Origin of the sequence: Tissierella praeacuta DSM 18095 (assembly GCF_900128955.1) — a bacterium.
Taxonomy (GTDB): Bacteria; Bacillota; Clostridia; order Tissierellales; family Tissierellaceae; genus Tissierella; species Tissierella praeacuta.
This window is the reverse complement of the sequence record NZ_FQTY01000009.1, coordinates 65,135-83,720: the sequence shown is the minus strand read 5'-3', so window position 1 is coordinate 83,720 and position 18,586 is coordinate 65,135. Positions and strand designations below refer to the sequence as shown.

Annotated in this window: 17 protein-coding genes; 6 read left to right on the top strand and 11 right to left on the bottom strand. The window is 30.5% G+C overall.

The window, feature by feature from the left end; translation table 11 throughout:
• The 5 genes from BUB33_RS10440 to BUB33_RS10420 all read right to left on the bottom strand — a co-directional run.
• The coding region (locus tag BUB33_RS10440; protein WP_143154896.1) for a helix-turn-helix domain-containing protein at window positions 1-277 on the bottom strand (277 nt) is incomplete at its 3' end.
• 102 nt (window positions 278-379) lie between these two features.
• On the bottom strand, window positions 380-850 hold the full coding sequence (gene flgN / locus BUB33_RS10435; RefSeq protein ID WP_072976209.1) for a flagellar export chaperone FlgN: 471 nt from the start codon (window positions 848-850) through the stop codon (window positions 380-382).
• A gap of 8 nt (window positions 851-858) precedes the next feature.
• Window positions 859-1,248, bottom strand: a complete 390-nt coding sequence (gene fliS / locus BUB33_RS10430; RefSeq protein WP_072976208.1) for a flagellar export chaperone FliS — start codon at window positions 1,246-1,248, stop codon at window positions 859-861.
• A gap of 16 nt (window positions 1,249-1,264) precedes the next feature.
• Window positions 1,265-2,839 carry a flagellar filament capping protein FliD gene (gene fliD, locus BUB33_RS10425; protein ID WP_072976207.1) on the bottom strand — a complete coding sequence of 525 codons (1,575 nt, stop codon included), beginning with the start codon at window positions 2,837-2,839 and terminating at the stop codon, window positions 1,265-1,267.
• A gap of 11 nt (window positions 2,840-2,850) precedes the next feature.
• A complete protein-coding gene (locus BUB33_RS10420) occupies window positions 2,851-3,228 on the bottom strand; it encodes a flagellar protein FlaG (protein WP_072976206.1) in 378 nt (125 codons plus the stop codon).
• Window positions 3,229-3,426: 198 nt separating this feature from the next.
• On the opposite strand from BUB33_RS10420, the gene BUB33_RS10415 reads away from it, so the two are divergent.
• Window positions 3,427-4,182, top strand: a complete 756-nt coding sequence (locus BUB33_RS10415; protein ID WP_072976205.1) for an IclR family transcriptional regulator — start codon at window positions 3,427-3,429, stop codon at window positions 4,180-4,182.
• Between the two features lie 100 nt (window positions 4,183-4,282).
• On the opposite strand, the gene panF is transcribed toward BUB33_RS10415, so the two are convergent.
• From panF to BUB33_RS10385, 6 genes are all read right to left on the bottom strand, one after another.
• Window positions 4,283-5,779, bottom strand: coding sequence for a sodium/pantothenate symporter (gene panF, locus BUB33_RS10410; RefSeq protein WP_072976204.1), 1,497 nt, complete (start codon window positions 5,777-5,779; stop codon window positions 4,283-4,285).
• Entirely contained in the window at window positions 5,776-6,135 is a 360-nt protein-coding gene (locus BUB33_RS10405) for a YhdT family protein (protein WP_234950035.1), read from the bottom strand. The genes panF and BUB33_RS10405 overlap by 4 nt, the downstream gene beginning before the upstream one ends.
• Before the next feature lie 156 nt (window positions 6,136-6,291).
• Window positions 6,292-7,551, bottom strand: coding sequence for a M20 family metallopeptidase (locus BUB33_RS10400; RefSeq protein WP_072976203.1), 1,260 nt, complete (start codon window positions 7,549-7,551; stop codon window positions 6,292-6,294).
• A gap of 38 nt (window positions 7,552-7,589) precedes the next feature.
• Window positions 7,590-8,522 carry a ketopantoate reductase family protein gene (locus BUB33_RS10395; protein ID WP_234950034.1) on the bottom strand — a complete coding sequence of 311 codons (933 nt, stop codon included), beginning with the start codon at window positions 8,520-8,522 and terminating at the stop codon, window positions 7,590-7,592.
• A gap of 17 nt (window positions 8,523-8,539) precedes the next feature.
• Window positions 8,540-9,382, bottom strand: coding sequence for a 3-methyl-2-oxobutanoate hydroxymethyltransferase (gene panB / locus BUB33_RS10390; protein WP_072976201.1), 843 nt, complete (start codon window positions 9,380-9,382; stop codon window positions 8,540-8,542).
• Window positions 9,383-9,712: 330 nt separating this feature from the next.
• A complete protein-coding gene (locus BUB33_RS10385) occupies window positions 9,713-11,410 on the bottom strand; it encodes a M3 family oligoendopeptidase (RefSeq protein WP_072976200.1) in 1,698 nt (565 codons plus the stop codon).
• A gap of 400 nt (window positions 11,411-11,810) precedes the next feature.
• On the opposite strand from BUB33_RS10385, the gene BUB33_RS10380 reads away from it, so the two are divergent.
• From BUB33_RS10380 to BUB33_RS10360, 5 genes are all read left to right on the top strand, one after another.
• Window positions 11,811-12,971 (top strand): DUF3798 domain-containing protein, encoded by a 1,161-nt coding sequence (locus tag BUB33_RS10380; protein WP_072976199.1) that lies wholly within the window; start codon window positions 11,811-11,813, stop codon window positions 12,969-12,971.
• 78 nt (window positions 12,972-13,049) lie between these two features.
• Window positions 13,050-14,618 (top strand): sugar ABC transporter ATP-binding protein, encoded by a 1,569-nt coding sequence (locus BUB33_RS15840; RefSeq protein ID WP_234950033.1) that lies wholly within the window; start codon window positions 13,050-13,052, stop codon window positions 14,616-14,618.
• The gene (locus BUB33_RS15835; RefSeq protein ID WP_072976197.1) at window positions 14,619-15,665 is read left to right on the top strand and encodes an ABC transporter permease subunit; all 1,047 of its coding nucleotides are present in this window, start codon (window positions 14,619-14,621) and stop codon (window positions 15,663-15,665) included.
• A complete protein-coding gene (locus tag BUB33_RS10365; RefSeq protein WP_234950032.1) occupies window positions 15,665-16,693 on the top strand; it encodes an ABC transporter permease subunit in 1,029 nt (342 codons plus the stop codon). Before BUB33_RS15835 ends, BUB33_RS10365 begins: the two co-directional genes overlap by 1 nt.
• A gap of 174 nt (window positions 16,694-16,867) precedes the next feature.
• Window positions 16,868-18,583: a hypothetical protein gene (locus tag BUB33_RS10360; protein WP_072976195.1), complete on the top strand. Its 1,716-nt coding sequence runs from the start codon at window positions 16,868-16,870 to the stop codon at window positions 18,581-18,583.
• Window positions 18,584-18,586: the final 3 nt, after the last annotated feature.

Genomic DNA, 18,586 nt, shown 5'->3' with positions numbered 1-18,586 from the left:
TAATTCTATATTTTTTACATATGTCAGATAAAGATCCTTTTCCGTCAAGATAATCCTTTACAGCCATATTTTTAACATCTATTGAGTAAACTGTATTTTTAGAGGTGTTATTCAAACCATGAATACCTAATGATTCATAGTTACGTATCCATCTTTCTAAAGTTGATTTACTAACACCAACTAGTTTAGCTGTATGGGTGATGGAATCCTCTCCTCTTATACATATATTAATATATTTAAGTTTTTCATCTGCTGTAAATCTACTTTTTCTTCCCATAAAAATACTCCTCCTTGTGGTAAACAGTTTTTTTATTTAAACTGTCTACTACAAGGGGAGCATATCAATATGATATTAGATTGTTTTTTTACATGTAAGTTTCTATTTTTTTTCATCTATTAGCATGCTTCCTACAGCCTCATAATTATATCCTTTATAGGCTCTTTTAGCTTCCTTTACCTGCTTTAAATCTGACTTAATCTTGTCTACATTTGATTTCATTTTTATTGTATTATTTCTATCTATAGATGATATCTGATTTAATATTGTATTTATCTCTATAACAATTTCTTTTAAAGATTTTATATTAGCATATTTCTCTATATTAATCTTTTCTAAACTTTCTATATTTTCTTCTGATTTTATAATATTATATAAATATAAAAAGTCCTTATCTAATATATCTACCTTTTCCATTAATTTTTCTTTTTCTGCCAGCAATTTACCTAAATTATCCATATCATCATTTTCGATATTATCTCCTTGAGCCTTAGTTAATCTTAAAATCTCAACTAGGATTTCTTTTTTTTTAAGAGACATATCTATCATCTTTTTAACATTATCATAAGTCATAGAAACACCTACTTAGCCTGATAAACTTTTTGTTTTATTTGTTTCATAACTTCTTTCCAAGTATCCCTCATGTCATTTACTATCACAAGAGCTTCATCTATGGCTTTAGTATCTTTATTTATATTTGCATCTACCAATTTAGATAAGATAAAACTATATAGCTCTCTAAGCTCCTTAGATATGTCATAATTCATATCTAAGGAGTAATTTAATTCTAAAATAATGTCCTGAGCTCTTATTAAGGAAGAATGTGCCTTTTCTAAATCCTTATTTTCTATACTATATTTACCAATATTCATAAACTTAATAGCGCCATCATATAACATAAGCGTAAGTTCTTCTGGAGTAGCTGTAGATACACTATTCTGTTTATATTTATTTAAAGCTTCATATGTCATTTCATTCTCTCCTCATTTACCTCATAAATTGTTGTGACAACCAATTACTTTGACTATTCATTTGGCTTAACATCTTTTCCATATTTGCAAATTTTGCATAATATGCATTTTCTTTTCTATATAACATTGCGTTTAAATCATCTATTTTCTTATTTGCATCTAATATTTCTTTATCCAAATCAGATATACTAGATTTTTTAGTCCTAAAATCAATTAAAATATTAAACTGCACAGATCTAAATAAATCTGCATCCTCACCTGGCCCTGATTTATCTATAATAGTTTTCATTCCATCAGTTAGATTATCATATATTCTAGTAAATACACCACTTTTATTTGAAACAGCTTTCTTATACTCAGCTTCACTCATACCATCTTTCTTTACATCTGGCTCATTAAATAGTAATTTCATTACTCCTTCTGGGTCTTTTTCTATTGCTGCTCTAAGTTTATCCTTATCTATTTGAAGTTTCCCACCAGTAGTACCTTTAGAGTATTTTTCAGTAGTTATACCGATTTCAGTTATATGTTTAAAACTACCATCTAAACCTTCTACATTTTTATATAAATCAGTTCTAATATTTTGAAGTGTTCTTTGGATAGTTTCATCCCTATTTAACATTCCAGACTTAGCTTTTTCTTGCCATAGTTTAACATCGTCTTCATGCATAGCTTTTTTCTCTTCTTGGGAAAGAGGATGATAATTTGAATATCTTTTTTCACTTACTAGCTTTGAAGTCTTGTCTATTAATTCATTGTAATCATTAACAAACTTTTCTATTTTCTCCATTATACCATCAACGTTGGTGTTTACATTTATGTTAGTGATGCCTTCGGCTTTAAGCTGGATGTTTAGACCATTGAATTTAATATTATTATCATTATAATTTAATGTCTGCCCATTAAATTTAATCTGTGAATTTTCTCCCCTTGCATTTTTTTCTGTAAACAAATCTAAAAACTCACTACTATTACTACCAGTTGCTGTAAGATTAATTGTTTGGACTTCTCCAGTTTTAGAAGTTTGTAAAAACAATATTCCCTTGTTAGTACTATCTACTTCGAAAAAAGCATTAATCCCTTGCTTAGAGTTATTTATTTCCTTAGCTATATCACTTAATTTAACTCCATTTTCGTTCTTAACTACAATATCATTTCCACCAAGATTTATGGTAATTTCATTACCAAAAGTTTGATCCTTATCTACTTTATTACTATTTAATTTTGCATTAGTAGCCAATTTCTCAACCTTAATCTCATAACTCCCATTTACTGCCTCACTTGTAGCAGATACTGTTGCAGCAGTTTCATTTGATGATGTTGCTTTCCTTACATAATCAAGTCTAGAATAGGAAACATTTGAAAGTGAACCTGTACTACTAGCCTTTTTCAATCCCATATCTTTTTGAGTATTCAATATAAAGTTAGCAAACATTTTATTTGTATTAATGTATGCCTCTTGCCTCCAAAGAGCTATTTGCTTAGATTGTTCGTACCTATCAACCTTTAGTCTTTCTACCTTCATCATACTTTGAACCATAGCATCTGTATCCATACCTGATGCTAATCCTGATATTCTCATATTACTCATATAATCACCACCTATATTTTTTTATCTACTATAATTCCAGCAACTTCCCAAATTGCTGCAACCATATCTAATACCTTCTCTGGGGGAATTTCCCTAATTACTTCATCAGTTGTTACATCTATAACCTTTACCATTATTTGCTTAGTCGTTTCATGTATTGAAAACTCAAACCTTCTATCATATGCAATAAAATCCTTATTTGCCTTCTCAATTATTCCTATAACATTTTCTTCTGAAAGTCTTTTCTCTTCTACTTGTCCTTCAAGTCTATGGTCTTGATTTTTTAATTTTTGTCTTGGTATTTTAATTTCTGTACTCCCTGTTCCTATAGTTTGCGTTTGGTCAATCCTTGAATTTGATGAAATATTTGTCACAGTACCAACCTGCATATATAATACCCCCCCAATTATAATCTTCTAAACATTATATCGACTAATATCTTATTTTCTTTAATAAATCTACTAAAAAAACAGCTTTCCTATTTGATGAAATATACCAAATAGGAAAGTTATTTTAATATATATTTACTTGTTATTTATGAGCTTATCTGATAAAATAACTATTATTTCAAATGTGGAGGTAAAATCTTGAATAACAATTTAGATGATAAAAATATTATTAAATCTGCTATAAAGGTTTTTGATTTACTAGAAGTGCTAACTGAGCATAAAAAACTTAGTATAAGTACGTTAAGCGAACTAACAGGTTATAGTAAAAGCACTACCCAGCGTATAGTAAATACATTAAAGTATTTAAAATATATTGATCAGGACACATCAACATTTGAATATTTTCCTTCAATAAAACTATATGAACTAGGAAGTAGTGTAGTTAACAATATGGCAATAAAAGATGTAGCCAAACCTCATATAATAAAATTATATAATGAAGTAAATGAAACAATTAATTTAGGTATATTAGATGATGATAGTGTTGTTTATCTAGATAAAATGGTATCAAAATCACCTCTTAGAGTAGAACTTGAACTGGGAATTAAGGTTCCCATTTATTGCAGTGCTTTAGGAAAGGCAATTGCTGCATTTAATGACGATTTAATTTTATTTGGAGATAATTACATTAAATATACAGAAAAAACAATTTCATCTGATGAAGAACTACTTGAAAACTTAGCACAAGTTAAAAAGCAAGGCTATGCTCTTGATAATGAAGAATATGTTGAAGGACTTATTTGCATAGGAGTGCCTATTTTAAATTCCTCAGGAAATGCAATTGCAAGTATAAGTATTTCTGTTCCTGCTATTCGATTTAATAATAATAAAATTCCTTATTATTCTTCTATGTTAAAAGATTACGCAAATAAAATACAAAATGAACTATATTAATATAAAATAATAATATGATCATTTTAATAAAAATTATAGTAAAGATTAAATAATCTTTACTATAATTTTTATTTTATTTTATAGCTCACATAATATTATCTTATATACCCCAAAAGGTTTGAATAGTTTGCTTTGAAGGAGGTCTTGTAACCTTGGATACTACTATAAATGTAATCAATGAAAGTACTAACGAGGGAACTATTGCATGTAATCCTAAGGGTCTTGGCAAATAATAATTATATACTATATACGAACCAATTCCCACTACCATACTAGATATTGCACCTTCCTTATTAGCCTTTTTCCAATATAACCCTAATATAGTTGGCCATAAGAATGTTGAAAGTTGACCTGCAGTAGCAAATAAGTTTAACCAAACCATTAACTCTGGTGGTTCCATTGCAACAACAAATATTATTGTGCCAATTATTACAGCCCATCCAATAGTCCACCTAGATACTTTATGCGGATCTTTAGATAAATCTGGCTTTATATAGTTTACAATCAAATCATTTACTATTGCCCCTACAACAACTAATAGTTGAGAATCTACCGTAGACATAACAGCTGCTAGGGGGCCTGATAATATTATTCCAGCTAACACACTTGGAAATAACGTGACTGCCAATGTAGGTACTACTAAATCTCCAGACTCTATTCCAAAAACTAGAGTGCTTCCAAATGCTCCTATCAAATGCATTCCTATCAATATTAATAGAGAAACTACCGTTCCATATTTTATTCCCGCATTTAAACTCTTTGAATCCTTATAACTCATCGCTCTTTGTGAAACACTTGGAAGACCTATCACTGCAAATCCTACTAATATCCAAAATGATGTAACCCAAGGTTTTGTCATAAATCCATCTTGCACACCAAAGGGTGTTATCATACCTGGATTTATGGCTTTCATATTTTGTATAATATTTGGTATACCCCCACCCTTTATTAGAATCATCACAAATAAAGTTAATGTTGAAATTGTCATAACTATTCCTTGCATAGTATCGTTTAATACCACTCCTCTATATCCACCTATAGCCGTATGAACCACTACTGTAATTCCAAAAAAAGCCAATGCTATAGTGTAGTCTATCCCTGTGGAACCTTGAAGCAATCTTGCTGCACCTATCCATTGTGCTGACATTGCAGCTATTAAAAAAAATATAATGGATAAAGATGAAATTATAACAACCGCTTCACTTTCATATCTAATTCTAAGGAAATCAGTTATTGAATTAGCATTTATTTTTCTAGAAACTATTGCAAATTTTTTCCCTAAAACTGCAAGAGTATAATAACCTGTTGGCATCTGTGCCATAGCTAAAAATACCCATGCAAGACCATGAGTATACGCAGTTCCTGGCCCACCTATAAAACTTCCTGCACTTAAATAAGTAGCTACAAGTGTCATAGCTAATACAAAGCCACCTGTATCCCTTCCTCCAGTCATGAACTCATCCATATATTCTGAACCATCACTCGTCTTTGACCTTTTTACCTTGTTAAGAAGTTTTGCAGCATATATTCCAATAAAATACATAGCTATAAAATATATTACTATGGGGATTAAAACTTGAAAATTTAGATTATTCATATTTTAGCCTCCCCTTTTTTATCTAGTCTTATATATTCTTCTGCTTCTTCCTGGGTAAATTTATGAAGTGGCATATTTTTGAATCCCTTATTTACCATAATGAAGGTTAGAACTGTAAATATAACTGCTCCTACAATACAACTCATAAAAAACCATGTTGGAAATCCTAAAATATATGTGTACTCTTCTACTGGCTTACCACCCATTCCATATCCAAATAAATACCACCAAATTAAATTGGCAATCCCTAATATTATTCCATACATCGCTTCCTTATTACATTGTTTATACCTTGGATCTTCCATAAATTTTTCTTCATTATCGTCATTCTTCCTTTTTTGTTCTACTTCTTTCACAATTATTCACCATCCCTTTTAAAATTTATATAACAATCCTAAACATTTAAACTTGGATTTGTTATTTCAAAAACTTACTTAGCTGATGTTTTCCTTGTTGAAAAAGTAATTAACAAAATATCTTTTATTGAAGATAAAGTCTATACTAATGGATAACTAATTATCATTTAAGAAATTCAAAGCTGCTAATGTATACATTTTTGCTGTTTCAATCAAGTCATCAATTTCACACCACTCATTAACTTGATGGGGAATCTCTCTATCTCCAGCTCCAGTAACTACCACCGGAATATTCTTCCATGCAGTTAAAAAGGTTCCGTCAGTTGCACCAGGTACTCCATTATAAATAGGTTCAGAACCCATTATATCCATATATGCTTTTGAAAGAGCTTTAACTATTGGCTCATCAATATCACATTCAACAACTGGTCTATTGTCAATAATCTCTAGTATCGCATCAAATCTATCATCACCAGAATCATATTGCTCCATTAATCTATCTAAAATTCCTTGAATTTGGTTTATTAATGCTTCATGATCCTGACCAGGTACGGTTCTTATATCCAATGTTATATAGGCATCAGTTGGCACAACATTAATCTGAGCTACTCCTTTTATAGGGGTTTGAATAGTAGTAGGGGTTATGCTTGGCCAACCTAGGTATTCATGCTTACCTAGCCTATCCTTTTCTGCGTTCTCAAGTTTTCTAAGTTCTGTTACTACTCTACCAATTCCCCAAACTGGATTATTACCTGATAAGGGCATAGCTCCATGAGACATCTTACCATTTATTGTAATTCCAAGTCTCAAGGCACCTTTCTGCACAAGACATAAATTTTTCTCCTCCGGTTCACAAATAATGCCAGCATCTACGTCATCGGCCCAACCTTTTTTAATAAAATCTTTTATCCCTATCATCAGACCTTCTTCATCGACTGGAATACAAAGCTTTATTCTTCCTTTTAATGAAATCCCTGAATCTTTTATAGCTTTTGTAGCATATATCATAGCACCAACATTTCCCTTAGTATCATTTGTTCCACGTCCATACATCCTATCCTTACCATTTACATTAACTATTTCAGCCCCAAATGGATCATACTGCCATTTAGCTATATCTCCCGCTGATACTACATCTGTATGCCCTTCAAATAAAAGTGTTTTTCCTTCTTCATTTCCATTATATATAGCTATAACATTTGGTCTTCCAGGAATCACTTCATCTAAATAAACTTCGAATCCTTCTTTCTTTAAAAAATCATATATGAATTTTGCGACTTCTTCTTCATTGGCATTTTCTACTTCTGGGTCATATACACTATTAATTCTAACCAACTTCTGGATGAATTCAATCATTTCATCAGTTTTCAAGCTTTCTAAAACCTTGAAATTGTCTATTATTGCAGAACTGTTCATAAATATAATCCCCTCCATAATGTTAGTAATAAACATAATTAACTAAAGTAACATTTTTCTTTCAACAAAACTAAATAAGTCATCATTTCATTTGCAGGTGTTTGAATATTTAACTTTCTTCCCTCTCTCACAATAGCACCATTGATGTTCATAATCTCTGTATTCCTTTTATTAATTACATCTGCCAGCATAGAAGATGTATTTTTGGATGTTGCTTTACATACATTTTTACAATACTCTGAATCCTCAAATCCTAATTTAATACCTAAACCCTTTGCCACCTCTACTCCTTCATTTATCAACTTATCTAACAACAATATACTTTCTTCATTTTCTAATAGTTGTCCGTTTCTTAATCCCGTTATTGCTGTTAATGGATTAATTCCAGCATTTACAAGTAGCTTGTCCCATATTGTTCCCATTACATTATCTGATATTTTTACTGGGCCTAGTTTAGGTATATTTAATATCTTACCTAATTCTTTTATTCTCTCAGTCATGGAACCATCTATCTCCCCTATTGTTGTTCCTCCATTACCTGCATGATTAATCTTACCAGGTTCTATCATACTAGCACCATTTGAACTAGTACCTGCAACTATTTGACTTATATCAACAACAGAGTTGATTTTCTCTATATTCCCTAGTCCATTTTGTAATGTCAATACAATGGTATTTTTATCAATTACATCTTTGTTTTGTTCTATAGCTATATCTGTAATAGTAGATTTTACAAATACTATAGCAAGATCAACCTTTCCTATTTCCTTAGCATCTATTGTAGCTTTAACATTTTTAATATATCTTTCTACTCCATTTTCTACTATACATAAACCATAATTATTTATCTTATTTATATGTTCTTCAAAGACATCAATAAAATAAACTTCATTTCCAGCCTCTGCTAAAATTCCTCCGTACAAACTCCCCATGGCTCCTGATCCTATTATGGCTATTCTCATCTTAATCATCTCTCCATATTTGAATTTTAATCTTGTATTTCAAATCCCTCTACATTTGCATTAAAACAATATTCTTTTGAAGGAAATACTCCATCAATACTCTCTTGATGAAATTTATTTAATCCATCTACCATTTCTTTTCTTATATTAACAAACTCTTTTACAAACTTTGGTTTAAGATTTCCATACATACCTAATAAATCTTGAGTTACTAATACTTGGCAATCAACGTATGGTCCAGCTCCTATTCCTAGTATTGGTATACTTACAGCTTCTCTTAATGCTTTTGCCACTCCTTTTGGTACACATTCTACCACTATTGAAAATGCACCTGATCTTTCCAGTACCTTCGCATCCTCTATAAGTTGTTTTGCTGCTTCTGGAGTTCCTCCTTGAACCTTAAATCCTCCTAGCATTCCTGCAGTTTGTGGTGTAAGACCTATATGCCCCATTACTGGTATACCTGCCTTTACTATAGCAGCTACTGTATCTGCCATGTCTGCTCCACCTTCTAACTTTATACAATCGCACCCTGTTTCCTTATATAATCTGTTTGCATTTTTAATGGCTTGTTCTTTGCTAATATTATAGGAACCAAATGGCATATCTCCAACTATAAATGTATTAGGAGCACCTTTAACTACTGGTTTTATATGGTGTATCATATCTTCCATTGTAACGGAAGTTGTACCATCATATCCTAACATTATCATCCCCAATGAATCTCCAACGAGTATGACCTCACAATTACTTTCATTTACAATAGTAGCTGTTGTGTAGTCATATGCTGTTACATAAGTAAACATCCTACCCTCCTCTTTATACTTTTTAAAATCTGATACCGTCATCTTCTTTTTTTCTACTGACATATTACCACCCCTATTCTTATTTTTATATTTCAAATAATACTACTAAGTAGTCGTAATATTATTTTGTACAATTTTTATTTAATTGTGCCGTTATACGGTATTAATTATTATAATACGGTACAGCTTTATTGTATCAACAATTTTTATTTAAGTCAATCTCATATGTAAAAATAATTAAAATAATTTGAATATTTCTATATATAAGAATAAATAAAATTTAAAAAATATAATTAATTCGAAATCCATAAGTATTTTTTAATAAATATAATAAAAAAACAACTTCCTTTTTGATGTTTTACATCAAAAAGGAAGTTGTTAAAGTATTTATTTTTAAAATTTACTATCATCTACATTATCTAACCATTTTTTAATAGGCTCTACTACTTTTTTTATAGTCCCATCTACAAAAGGATTTTCTAAATTAGCTAATTTAACTAATTCTAGAAAAGGTAAACTTCCTCCAGCTCTACAAAGACGAAGATAATCTTCCCAAGCCTTTTCTTTATTCTCTCTAGTTTTATTCCAAAATTGGAATGCACATACTTGAGCTAAGGTATAATCTATATAGTAGAATGGAGTGCTAAAAATATGTCCTTGCCTAAACCAATATCCACCACCTTCTAAAAAATCATTATCTTCATAATCTCTAAAGGGAAGATATTTCTTTTCTATATCTCTCCATTTAGCCCTTCTTTCCTCTGGTGTAGCATTTGGATTTTCATATATATAATGTTGGAATTCATCAACTGTTACTCCATAAGGTATAAAGTTTATAGCACCTGCTAAGTGACTAAACTTATATTTATCTACCTCATCTTGGAAGAAAAGCTCCATCCAAGGCCAAGTAATAAATTCCATACTCATTGAATGAATTTCACAAGCTTCATAAGTAGGAAACCCATACTCTGGCAACTCAAATCCCATACTTAAATAGGATTGAAAAGCATGACCTGCTTCATGAGTTAATACATCAATATCTCCAGATGTACCATTGAAATTAGAAAATATAAATGGTGATTTATACTCAGGTATAATAGTACAATATCCTCCTGCCATTTTTCCTTTTTTACTGACTAAATCCAGCAATTCTCTTTCTACCATAAAGGAAAAGAATTCATCTGTTTCAGTAGATAATTCTCTGTACATTTTCTTACCATTTTCAAGTATCCAATCGGCATCTCCTTTTGGTGTTGCATTACCTGTTAAATATTCTAAAGGCTCATCGTAATACTTCATATCTTTAAGCCCAAGTCTTTTTCTTTGTCTATCCTTTAACTCTGCAACAAATGGAACTAAACTTTCATATACTTGCTTTCTATAATTAGCAACCATATTAGCATCATAATCTGACCTTCCAAGTCTTTTATATCCCATTTCTACATAATTAGAAAAACCTAGAGTTTTAGCCATATTATCTCTTACTTTTACTAATTCATCATAAATTCTATCGAATTCTTTTTCATTGTCCCTAAAAAATCCACTAACAGTTTCCGATGCCCTCTTTCTCATATTCCTATCTTTAGATTCTGTAAAAGGTTTCATCTGGCTTAAATTTCTTATTTCACCTTCAAAATTCAATTTAGCTGAAGCAACTAATTTATCATATTCTGTTACAAGTTTATTTTCCTTAATTAAATCTTCAATTATTTCTTCTGAAAAAGTTTGTAATTGTAATTCTGCAAGAGTAAATAACTGTTTCCCCCAAACATTTTCTAATTCTTCCCTAAACTTGGAATTAACAAGTTCCTTATAGAATTTAGATACTAAATTTTCAATCTTTGGAGAACTTTCATCAATGAAATCATTTTCTTTTGCATAGAATTCATCTTCTGTATCAATTGAATGTCTAATACTTACTAAAGTAGACATGGTATTTAGATGATTTCTTATTTTATTTATTTCTTTTATTACCTCATTTTGCTCATTAAAGGATTTTGACTCCCTAAATCTTTGTAAACATTCATTAAATTCATCAGTAACTTTAAACAAATCTGGTCTTTCATATTTGTAATCCTGAAATTTTAACATAATAAGCCCCCATTCCTATTGTTTTTAATTTTATAATATCAAATCTTTCAAATAAAAAATAGCCTGAATATTTTTTATTCCTTTATTATTTGCAAAATAACTAATAATATAAGTTTATAAGCCGTAGGGTTCCTACAAATAGTCATATTTTTATTGACAATTTAATAAAAATAAACTATACTTATTTAAACAGATTGCCACATTAAAGTATCAACATGATAGTTCGTACTTATATAATTTAAGCTAGATTCACTTTTGGATTGAGCTTTTTTTATAAAAATTTTTGAATTTGGAATTTTCTTAATAATTAATCCTTTTTATTTATTTGTAATTATCTATGTATTCAGTTATTTTTCTCCCAAAAGGGAGTTAAATATATAAAAATGAAGGGGGAGTAAAAATGAAAAAAATATTAGTATTACTCTTGGTTACCATGCTAGTTATTACATCTGCCGGCTGTGGAGCCAAGACTACATCAGATGTGGTTAATGAACCTAATACTGATGGAGGAGATGTAGTTGAAAAAACTGATTACAAAATCGGTATTGTAACTGGTACTGTATCTCAAGGAGAAGAAGAGTTTCGTGCCGGTGAAAGAATGGTAGCTAAATATGGTGATATGATTAAACACATTACTTATCCTGATAAATTTGCTCAGGAACAAGAAACAACTATTGCTCAAGTTGCTTCATTAGCTGCAGATAAAGATGTTAAAGCTATAATCTTTGTTCAAGCAGTTCCTGGTGCTGCAGCAGCTATAGACAAGGTTAGAGAAACTAGACCTGATATGTTATTTATCCTAGGTGCACCTCATGAAGATCCAGAAGCAATAGCTTCTCGTGCAGATATAGCCTTAGAATTAGATCAACTTCAACGTGGTGAATCTGTAGTTCATACAGCTAAAGAAATGGGAGCTAAAACATTTATACATTATTCATTCCCAAGACATATGTCTTATGAGTTATTATCTGCTAGAAGAGATATATTCAAAAAAACTTGTGGTGAAGTAGGTCTTGAATTTGTTGAAGTTGACGCTCCAGATCCACTTTCAGATGCTGGCGTACCTGGTGCACAACAGTTTATATTAGAAGATGTTCCTAGACAAGTAGAAAAATATGGTAAAGATACTGCATTCTTTAGTACAAACTGTGCTATGCAAGAGCCTTTAATCAAACAAGCTCTTGAAACTGGTGCTATTTATCCTGAACAATGTTGTCCATCTCCATATCATGCTTATCCAGGTGCTTTAGGTATTGAAATTCCTGCTGATAAGGCTGGAGATTTAGATTATCTTTCAGAGCAAATAGCATCTAAAATAGCTGAAAAAGGTGGTACTGGTAGATTCGGTACTTGGAATAGACCTGCAAACGTAGCTATGATTGAAGCTGGTGTAGAATATGCTAAAGCATACTGCGAAGGTAAAATAGATAAATTTGATAAGGATTCTATAGTTAACTATATGAAAGAAGTAACTGATGACAAGAATGACGAAGTTAAATTCTCAGAACTTGAAAATACTCCGAACTTCTTACTATTTGTACTAGGATCACAAGTATTCTAAATAAATTAAAGATAAGGAGTCGTCATGACGACTCCCTTCTCTTTAGATAAAGGAGGTAATAAAGTGGCTTTGCTCCAAATGAAAAATATAGGAAAAAACTATTCCGGTAATCAAGTACTAAAAGATGTGTCTTTAACAATTGAAGAAGGAGAAATTCATGGCCTAGTAGGTGAAAATGGAGCTGGTAAATCAACTTTAATGAATATATTATTCGGTATGCCAGTTATTCACTCTACTGGAGGCTTTGAAGGAGAAATGATCTTTGATGGCAAAATATATAGTCCCAAAACTCCAACAGAAGCTATGGAAATGGGTATTGGTATGGTTCATCAAGAGTTTATGCTTATTCCAGGATTCACCATTACAGAAAATATAAAATTAAACCGTGAAAATACTAAGCATACTTTACTATCTAAAATTTTAGGTTCTAAAATGGAAAAATTAGATACTCCTAAAATGAAGGAAGATGCTAAAAATGCTTTAAACAAATTAAACATGACAGTAGACGAATATCTCCCAGTAGCAGGGCTACCTGTTGGCTATATGCAGTTTATTGAAATTGCTAGAGAAATAGATAAATCAAACCTAAAACTTTTAATATTAGATGAGCCAACTGCTGTACTTACTGAATCTGAGGCAGCTCAATTTTTAGATGTTATAAAAAATCTATCAAATATGGGAATAGCAATTCTATTCATTACCCATAGACTAGATGAAATAAAACAAGTCACAGATTCTATAACTGTCCTAAGAGATGGTTCTTTAGTTAAGTCTGTAAAGACTTCCGAAACAAATATTATTGAAATGGCAAAACTTATGGTAGGAAGAGAAATCACTTCCACTATTTCAGAAAAAAAAGATATAAATTCCCATGAAGAGCCATATCTAGAATTAAAGGATTTATATGTTAATATGCCTGGTGAAAAAGTAAAAGGTGTCAATCTTCAAATAAGAAAAGGTGAAATTTTAGGTCTTGGTGGTTTAGCTGGTCATGGAAAAATTGGTATCTCTAATGGAATAATGGGTCTTTATCCCACAAAAGGCAGTATATTAAAAGATGGCAAAGAAATGCCATTAAATAATCCAAGAGAAATGTTAAATAACTCTATTGCCTTTCTATCAGAAGATAGAAAAGGTGTAGGACTCTTATTAGATGAACCTATTGATTTCAATATCGCATTTACCAGTCTTGAAATTCAAGATAAATTTCTCAATAAAGTTGGTCCTTTAAAAATAGTTGATAGTAAAAAGATTAGATCTCATGCAGACAAAATGATAGAAGAATTAGATATTAGGTGTACAGGTCCTAGTCAATATACTAGATTCTTATCTGGCGGAAATCAACAAAAGGTATGTATCGCCCGTGCTCTCACTCTAAATCCAGATATACTAATGGTATCAGAACCTACTCGTGGTATTGACATAGGTGCTAAAAAATTGGTTTTAGATACTTTAGTTAAATTAAATAAAGAACTTAACATGACTATAATAATCACCTCTAGCGAATTAGCTGAATTAAGACAAGTTTCAGATAGAATTGCCATCATTGCAGAAGGAAAAGTTCATGCTATACTTCCACCTGATGCATCAGACGAAGCTTTTGGTTTGGCCATGGCTGGAGAAGATATAGATAAGGTGGTGGGTTAAATGGATTTTAAGAAAATATATAAAAAAATAGGATTTCCTAGATTGATAATTTCGGCCTTTTTAATAGTCTTATTAATTGCAGCTGCTATGCTAAATATTCCTCTATCAGGAATATGGAAAGATATATTTACAAGATTTGGCATGAATGCCATTTTGGTATTAGCTATGGTTCCTTCTATACAATCTGGTATAGGGATTAATTTCAACTTACCTCTTGGAGTAATATTCGGACTTATTGGTGCTTTAATTAGTATTGAGCTTGGGCTCACTGGATGGACCAGTTTTTTTGTAGCTTTAGCCATTGCAATTCCTTTAGCAGTTATAGCAGGATATCTTTATGGTCTAATGCTCAATAAGGTAAAGGGACAGGAAATGACTGTAGGTAACTATGTTGGTTACTCAATAGTATCCTTCATGTGTATATTCTGGCTTGTAGCTCCCTTTAGAAACCCAGAATTAACTTGGGCAATGGGAGGTTCAGGACTTCGTGTTACACTTTCCTTAGAATCTTCAATGGCTGGGTTACTAGATAAATCTTTAAATCCAGAATGGCTGCCAGAATGGTTAAAAATCATTCCAATTGGATTGATTCTATTCTTTGCCCTATTAGCTGGCATAGTTTGGATATTCTCTAAATCCAAAAGCGGTACTGCTATGAAAGTAGCTGGAAGTTCTGAAGCCTTTGCAACTTCCAATGGTGTAAATGTTGACAGACAACGTCTATTAGGTATAGTGCTATCTACTGTACTTGCTGCTATTGGTATTATAGTTTATAGTCAATCCTTCGGTTTTTTACAATTATATAATTCACCTCTTTATGTAGCACTTCCTGCTGCTGCTTCAATATTAATAGGTGGTGCAACTTTACAAAAGGCAAAAATAATCCACGTAGTAATTGGTACTTTCTTATTCCAAGGACTACTTGTTGTTGCCCTTCCTGTAATCAATATTTTATCAGAAGGAAGTATGGCTGAAATAATAAGAATAATCATCAGTAATGGTATTATCTTATATGCATTAACTAGAAAGGCAGGTGACGCAGCATGATGGTTCCAATAGTATTCTTAGCAATATGCGTAGTTGGTTTCTTCTTATCTGGTTTACCACTTAACTTTCTTTTTAATGAGATGATCTTTAGATTATCTAGAAACTTAATATTAGTGATGTCCCTTATAATTCCTGTTATAACTGGAATGGGACTAAACTTTGGTATAGTTCTAGGGGCTATGGCTGGACAAATAGGGCTTATCTTTATAATTAACTATGGTATAGGAGGAATTGGAGGACTTTTAATTGCAATATTAGTTTCCACTCCTGTAGCTATATTCCTAGGTTATTTAGTTGGAAAAGTTTTAAACAAGGCTAAAGGAAAAGAAATGATAACTTCCATGATATTAGGTTTCTTTGCTAATGGAATATATCAATTAATCTTTATAGTATTAGCTGGTAAAGTTATACCCTTTAGTAATCCAAATATGTTAATGTCTACAGGTGTAGGTCTTAGAAATACAATTGACTTAAACATTGTAAGAAAATCCTTAGATAATTTAATCTTTAAAAATATAACATCTTACCCTATAGTTACACTGATTATAACAGCATTATTATTCGTAGCCCTATATTTCTTCCTAAAAACAAAATTAGGTCAAGAAATGAGAGCAGTAGGGCAAAATATGCATATAGCCAGTGTTTCAGGTATCAATGTAGATAGAACTAGAATCATTGCTATAATAATCTCAACAGTATTAGCTGCTTGGGGACAAATAGTATATCTACAAAACATGGGAACATTAAATACATTTAGTAACCATGAACAAGTAGGACTTTTTGCAGTAGCCTCCCTCTTAATAGGAGGAGCATCTGTAAATAAAGCCTCTTGGAAAGAAGCCTTAATCGGAACATTCCTATTCCACTTGTTATTTATTATATCCCCATTGGCAGGTCAAAACCTAATGGGTAATGCTCAAATAGGTGAATACTTTAGAGTATTTATCGCTTATGGAGTTATAGGTCTTGCTCTTCTACTTCATGCTTGGGAACAAAATAAGGCTAAAACTCAGTTATCAGATATTTAAAAATTAAATTATTAATTGCTGATTAGACATAAAAATCCTCTTTTAAAAGGAGGATTTTTATATTTATACAATTAATAATTATCACATGATTATTTTTTCTTGTGCATTTAATTCTATAATAGTATATAATATACTTTGGTAAAGAATTATTTGGAATATATCTTAGGAGGAATTATGCAGAGTTTTACTTATAAGCAAATACAAAAAATTGACAAAACTGCAACTAAAAAGTTGTTAAAATATATATCAGAAGAAATACAATATGAAAGCATATTAGACACATTAGAATTTTTTTATCCTGACTTTGGAGAACAGAAATATACAATAGCCTTTAATGTATGGATAAGTATAGATTTCATTGGAAGAAACGGAAAAACTTTTATTGAAAAATTTCTTGAAGAAAAATCGGATATATTAACACCTCAAGAAAGAGAAATTCTAATACAAAGAAATAAATCTAATGTCTCACTATTTGAAGTTATCAATACTCATAAAGAATTCATTGAAGTTCATGACTTGCTTCAAAATAAAATTTATAAATTATTAGAACCTGAACTGGCTTCTAATATGTCCATTGGTGACTTTGCTTTTGCTAGAATTGGAAACTTACTAGGACATTATACTTTTATAGGAGATATCAGTCACCTACCATCATCTGTTAAACCTATGTTTTTAGAGGAAGTATTCTTTGATTTTAATCATTTAAGATTAAAATTACCATCTCTTACTATTAAGGAATATTTAAAAAAATATAGTATAAATCTATATAAAATTTATACTAACTGTGTTCTTGAAGCAATTGAAATGGATGAAGATATTTTTTCAATATTCTATGATGAATTAGATGAATTTGAAGCATATCTTAAATTGAAGCTACCTAAAACAGCAGTAAAAAAATATATATCAAACCTAATGGATTTCTTTGAATACTATCTTGCAGATGAAGATTTAACTTTATATGACCTTGACAAAATAGATTTTCATGCCTTTTTCAAAAATGCAATAGAAGATGGATTTATAATATCTCAAGATGATTTAAACTCTTATATAACTACCTTTAAAAATTACTTAGGATTTTTAAGTAATAGAGATTCAGAATATAAAGAAATATATAAAGAACTTTTAGATATAAGCAAAGCTAGATTTGATTTCATAAATCAATTGAAATTAGTCAAATCTCCCTTTGTAATAGATAGGGAATTGTCTAATACTATAGCAAGCTTTTTAAATGAGGACGCCATATCTCTTATAATGGATTATGATAAATTTATACTTTATGTATTAGATAAACCATTGGATTTAACAGAAAGAAATAAATATATAAAAAGAAAAAACCTTTTAGAAATAAACCAAATATTGGAGCTATCTAGCTATGTAGCTAAGGCTTCTCCTAATCAAAAGGATTTTCCTATAATCCATATGTTCTACAAACTCTCCCTTAATCTAGGGCTGCTTTCAATTAGTGACAATAGTCTATCTGTTACTAATAAAGGTAACAATTATTTAAGGTTAAGGGATGAAGACAAATATACTCTTTTCTTTAAATATATTTGGAGCAATGAGTTTATTTCAGAAATCTATAATATAGAAAATTCAAAGATATTGGATAAATCAAAAAAAGATTTATTGAAACTACTTTCATCTTTAAATGAAAATATAAATTATGAAATTACTGGTATATTACCTAAGTTTTCCAATAGTCTTAAATTTTTCTTTGCATCTTATATATATTTACAATATCTAGGAATTATCAAATGTAATCTATATCCAAATTATGAGATAAAAGTAACCTCATTGGGAAAAATCATTCTAGAGTTTATGGAATCAAAAAATAATAAAAAACATGAATGTAGTATAATAAATTTAGAATCCTTTAAAAAAAGCAGATAGTCA

Bases quoted from the DNA above. Each gene is read 5' to 3' on its own strand.
- BUB33_RS10400 (WP_072976203.1), bottom strand. From the start codon at position 7,551: ATGAACAGTTCTGCAATAATAGACAATTTCAAGGTTTTAGAAAGCTTG.
- fliS (WP_072976208.1), bottom strand. From the start codon at position 1,248: ATGACATATGAAGCTTTAAATAAATATAAACAGAATAGTGTATCTACA.
- BUB33_RS10385 (WP_072976200.1), bottom strand. From the start codon at position 11,410: ATGTTAAAATTTCAGGATTACAAATATGAAAGACCAGATTTGTTTAAA.
- panF (WP_072976204.1), bottom strand. From the start codon at position 5,779: ATGAATAATCTAAATTTTCAAGTTTTAATCCCCATAGTAATATATTTT.
- fliD (WP_072976207.1), bottom strand. From the start codon at position 2,839: ATGAGTAATATGAGAATATCAGGATTAGCATCAGGTATGGATACAGAT.
- BUB33_RS10365 (WP_234950032.1), top strand. From the start codon at position 15,665: ATGGTTCCAATAGTATTCTTAGCAATATGCGTAGTTGGTTTCTTCTTA.
- BUB33_RS15840 (WP_234950033.1), top strand. From the start codon at position 13,050: ATGAAAAATATAGGAAAAAACTATTCCGGTAATCAAGTACTAAAAGAT.
- flgN (WP_072976209.1), bottom strand. From the start codon at position 850: ATGACTTATGATAATGTTAAAAAGATGATAGATATGTCTCTTAAAAAA.
- BUB33_RS10395 (WP_234950034.1), bottom strand. From the start codon at position 8,522: ATGATTAAGATGAGAATAGCCATAATAGGATCAGGAGCCATGGGGAGT.
- BUB33_RS15835 (WP_072976197.1), top strand. From the start codon at position 14,619: ATGGATTTTAAGAAAATATATAAAAAAATAGGATTTCCTAGATTGATA.
- BUB33_RS10380 (WP_072976199.1), top strand. From the start codon at position 11,811: ATGAAAAAAATATTAGTATTACTCTTGGTTACCATGCTAGTTATTACA.
- panB (WP_072976201.1), bottom strand. From the start codon at position 9,382: ATGTCAGTAGAAAAAAAGAAGATGACGGTATCAGATTTTAAAAAGTAT.
- BUB33_RS10360 (WP_072976195.1), top strand. From the start codon at position 16,868: ATGCAGAGTTTTACTTATAAGCAAATACAAAAAATTGACAAAACTGCA.
- BUB33_RS10420 (WP_072976206.1), bottom strand. From the start codon at position 3,228: ATGCAGGTTGGTACTGTGACAAATATTTCATCAAATTCAAGGATTGAC.